3 protein-coding genes are annotated in these 4,436 nt (G+C 75.0%); 2 read left to right on the forward strand and 1 reads right to left on the reverse strand.

Going from position 1 to position 4,436, the window contains the following annotated elements:
- Positions 1 to 239 precede the first annotated feature (239 nt).
- Entirely contained in the window at positions 240 to 1,322 is a 1,083-nt protein-coding gene (locus FNQ90_RS13795) for an NUDIX hydrolase (protein ID WP_182606654.1), read from the forward strand.
- Between the two features lie 83 nt (positions 1,323 to 1,405).
- On the opposite strand, the gene FNQ90_RS13800 is transcribed toward FNQ90_RS13795, so the two are convergent.
- The gene (locus tag FNQ90_RS13800) at positions 1,406 to 2,812 is read right to left on the reverse strand and encodes a dipeptidase (protein ID WP_182606655.1); all 1,407 of its coding nucleotides are present in this window, start codon (positions 2,810 to 2,812) and stop codon (positions 1,406 to 1,408) included.
- 251 nt (positions 2,813 to 3,063) lie between these two features.
- Here FNQ90_RS13800 and FNQ90_RS13805 point away from each other — a divergent pair.
- Positions 3,064 to 4,436, forward strand: a 1,373-nt coding sequence (locus tag FNQ90_RS13805; RefSeq protein ID WP_182606656.1) for a geranylgeranyl reductase family protein, incomplete at its 3' end; no start/stop codon positions are given.

The following is a 4,436-nucleotide window of genomic DNA, read 5'->3' on the forward strand; positions in this document are numbered from 1 at the left end:
CACTCCGGGGGGTGTGCGGAGCCCTGCCCCTGGGCCGGCCCGCGTCACGGGCCGGCCCAGGTGGACCACCTCCCGTGCGCCCCCCGTGCGCCCCCTCCGTCGGATGGCCGGCGCTTCCCGCCGCTCGATGTAACGATCAGGAATCGGTCCCACCGGGACACGAATCGGACATCCGGTGAACGTTTTCGTGCCCGGGTGCAGCGGGCAACTGACAGCAGGGCGAATCAGGAGGGTCACCCGTGATCATCTGGTTGAACGGGGCGTTCGGAGCGGGCAAGACCTCGGTGGCGGGGGAACTGGTGGAACTGCTGCCGGGCAGCGTGCTGTTCGATCCCGGGCAGCTGACCGCGGTGCTCCGCCGCACCCTGCCGGCCAAGAGCTGGGAGGAGACGGGTGACATCCGGGATCTGCCCGCCTGGCGTCGGTTGGTCGTGGAGGCGGCCGCGGCGGTCCACCGCGAGACCGGCGCCACCCTGGTGGTGCCCGGCAGCCTGTTGGACCGCTCGCACCGGGACGAGATATTCGGCGGCCTGGCCGCCTGCGGATTGAGCGTGCGGCACCTGCTGCTGCACGTGGAGGAGGCGGCGCTGCGTCACCGGCTGCGGGAGAGCGCGCCACCGGGGGGAAGGAGAGCGGATTCCCCCGGTTCCGCCCGCAGCGGCCCGCCACCGGATCGGTTCCTGGCCCCCGACCCGGTCGACGAGTACCTGCGGGCGCTGGGGGAGTGGCTGGCGCTGGACGCCCACGCCGTCGACGCGGCCGGCCTCACCCCTCGCCGGATAGCCCAACGGTTCGCGACGGCGTTGGGCTCCGGCGCCGGTCTCTGTCCGATGCCCGGCACCCCGCGGCCGACGGGGGCCACCGTCGCCGCCGGGGTGCTCTTCTTCGACGAGGACGATCGGGTCCTGCTGGTGGACCCGGTCTACAAGGCCGGCTGGGAATTCCCGGGCGGGGTGGTGGAACCGGGGGAGTCCCCGGCCCGGGCCGCGATCCGCGAGATCGCCGAGGAGTTGGGGTTGCGATTGACCGGGGCTCCGTCCCTCCTGGTCGTCGACTGGGAACCACCCCGACCGCCGGGACACGGCGGCCTGCGACTGCTCTTCGACGGCGGGGTCCTCCCGCCGGAACGCGCCGCCGGACTGCTCCTGCCCCCCGACGAACTGCGCGCGTGGCGGTTCGCCGACCCGGAGGAGGCCGAACGCCTGCTCTCCCCGAACCGGGTGGCCCGCCTGCGCTGGGCCATCCGGGCCCGCGCCGAGGGCCGGCCGCTCAACCTCGAGGCGGGGGAACCGATCGGCCCCGGGGCGCCCGTGGGGCCCTGACCACCGGGGAGAACCCCTCGGAAGAACCCCCTCGGGCCCCGGGGCGACCCAGCACCCGGCGGGGCACCCCGGAGCCCGGAACCTCAGCCGGCGCGCTCGGCGTAGCGCAGCAGGAACAGCGCCTCGGCCACCGACATCCGCTCCAACTCGTCGGGGGACACGCTCTCGTCCACGGCGTGGATGCGGGCCGCCGGCTCGCTCAGCCCGGTCAGCAGGATCTCCGCCTCCGGGTACAGCCCGGCCAGGGTGGCGGTCAGCGGGATCGAGCCGCCCTGCCCGATCACCTCCATCCGCGCGCCGTCGTAGGCGACGGCCATCGCCTCGGCCATGGCTTCGTAGGCAGGGCTCGACACGTCGGCCCGGAAGGGCTGCCCCTCGCCGGCCGCCTCCACCGAGATCCGCGCCCCCCACGGGACCCGCGCCTGCAGATGCGCGGCCAGCAGCTTGCCCGCCTCGCCCGCGTCCACCCCCGGCGGCACCCTGAGACCGACCAGGGCCGCCGCGCTCGCCTGCACCGATGGGGTGGCCCCCGTCACCGACGGGCAGTCGATGCCCAGCACCGTCGCCGCCGGGCGGGCCCACAGGCGGTCGGCCGGCTCACCGGACCCCATCAGCCCGACGCCTTCCAGTACTCCGGCGTCCTCCCGGAACCGCTCCTCCGGATAGGGGGTGCCCTCCCACAGACCGTCCGCCGGCAGGCCGTCGATCACCGTGTCACCGGCCTCGTCGCGCAGCGAGTCCAGCACCCGGATCAGGGCGGCCAGCGCATCGGGGGCCGCGCCCCCGAAGGCGCCGGAGTGCAGGTTCCCCTCCAGGGTGTCCACCCGCACCCGCGCCATCGTCATACCGCGCAGCATCGCGGTGACCGTCGGCGCGCCGGCGCGGAAGTTCCCGCTGTCACCGATGATCACGGCGTCGGCCCGCAGCAGGTCCGGGTGGGCCTCGGCGTACCGCTCCAGACCGCCGGTGCCCTGCTCCTCCGACCCCTCGACGATCACCTTGATCCCCACCGGGACGCCACCGGTCGCCCGCAGGGCGCGCAGCGCCAGGAGGTGCATGAGCACGCCGCCCTTGCAGTCGGCGGCACCCCGGCCGTACCACCGCCCGTCCCGCTCGGTCAGTTCGAAGGGAGGCGAGGTCCAGCCGTCCTCGTCCAGGGGCGGTTGCACGTCGTAGTGCGCGTAGAGCAGCACGGTCGGCGCCCCCGTCGGTCCGGGCAACTCGCCGTACACCGAGACCGTGCCGTCCGGGGTCTCCAGCAGTCGCACGTCGGGAAAGCCCTCGGCGCGCAGCGCCGCCGCGATCCACCCGGCCGCGGCCTCGCACTCGGAGGGCGGGTACTGGGCGGGGTCGGCCACCGAGCGGAAGGCGACCAACTCGGCCAGCTCCTCCCGGGCCCGGGGCATCAGTGCGGCGATCCCCTCCGCGATGTCGGCGGTTCGGGGGACAGCGGCGTCGCGGGCGCCGGCGGCCTCGGGGGTGGACTGCATCGTGGGACCTCTCCTGGGGTGTCGGGGCGTCCGGTGGTTCGGGGGTCTCCCGGCCGCGGCGAACACCGCGGCGGACGGCGGCGGGCCGGCGCGAAAGTCCCGCGGCGGTGGGGCGTCCCCCCGGGCCGTCCGGGCCGTCGGCGGGCCGCGTCGCCGGAGATCATCCCACAGCGGGGAGCGGGACACCCCGGGCCGTAGGATGCGATCACGCGGAGGAATCGGGACGCGACGACGGGGAGCGGCGGCCAATCGTGAGCGGTGAGAGCGCGACGGGGAACACGACCTGGGATGTCATCGTGGTGGGGGCCGGCCCCGCCGGGGCCTCGGCCGCGCGGGCCGTCGCCGAGGCGGGCCGCAGGGTGCTGGTGGTGGAGAGGGCGGAGCTGCCCCGCTACAAGACCTGCGGCGGCGGCATCATCGGGCCGTCACGCGATGCCCTGCCCCCCGGCTTCGACCTGCCGTTGCGCGATCGCGTTCATGCCGTCACCTTCTCCCTGGACGGGCGCCTGACCCGAACCCGCCGTTCCAAGCGGATGCTCTTCGGACTGGTGGACCGCCCCGAGTTCGACCGGCGGCTGGTGGACTCCGCGGTCCGGGCCGGGGCCCGGCTGCGCACCGGAGTGTCCGTCCAACGGGTGGAGCAGCACGGTCCCGACGTGCCCGACCGCCGCACGGTGGCGGTACGGCTGGCCGGGGGCGAGACGATCCTGGCCCGTGCCGTGGTCGGCGCGGATGGCAGCGCCGGGCGCACAGCCGCGCACGTCGGGGTACGGGTGAACCGCGTGGACCTGGGCCTGGAGGCCGAAATCCCGGTGCCCCCCGAGGTGGCGGCCGATTGGCGGGGACGGGCCCTGATCGACTGGGGTCCCCTACCGGGGTCCTACGGCTGGGTCTTCCCCAAGGGGAACCGGCTCACGGTCGGGGTGATCTCCGCCCGGGGCGAGGGCCCGGCCACCCGGCGTTACCTGGAGGAGCTCACGGCCCGGTGCGGGTTGGCCGGCTTCGAACCCGAGATCTCCTCCGGGCACCTCACCCGCTGCCGCGCCGACGACTCCCCGCTCTCCCGGGGGCGGGTGCTGGTGTGCGGTGACGCGGCGGGTCTGCTCGAGCCCTGGACCCGGGAGGGCATCTCCTTCGCCCTGCGCTCGGGACGGTTGGCCGGGGAGGCGGCGGTGCGAATGGCGGTGGCGGGAGACGCCGTGGAGACCCGGCGACGTGCGGTGGAGTACGCCGACGCCATCGGGCGCGGCCTCGGCACCGAGATGGGTGTCGGTCGTCGACTCTACGCGGCCTTCACGCACCGTCCCGCCCTCCTGCACACCGCCCTGGTCGGTTTCCCCCCGGCCTGGTCCGCCTTCGCGGGCATCGTGCGCGGCTCCACCAACCTGGCCGACCTCACCCGGGACCATGCCACGGTGCGCCGCGTGGTCACCGCCCTGGACCGCCTGGACGCCCGTCGCCCGGATGCCCCCGGTACGGCGGGGACCTCCCTTCACCGGGGTGATCGGTCCCGACACGGAGGACGACACCTCCGGGGCCGGGGAGGTCGATTGCCTGGTCACCGGCCCCGCCTCCCGGTTGTTCCTGCTGCTGTGGAACCGGGACACGGTGGACGGTCCCGAGA

Origin of the sequence: Streptomyces alkaliphilus, from assembly GCF_014141535.1 — a bacterium.
GTDB classification, from domain to species: Bacteria; Actinomycetota; Actinomycetes; order Streptomycetales; family Streptomycetaceae; genus Streptomyces; species Streptomyces alkaliphilus.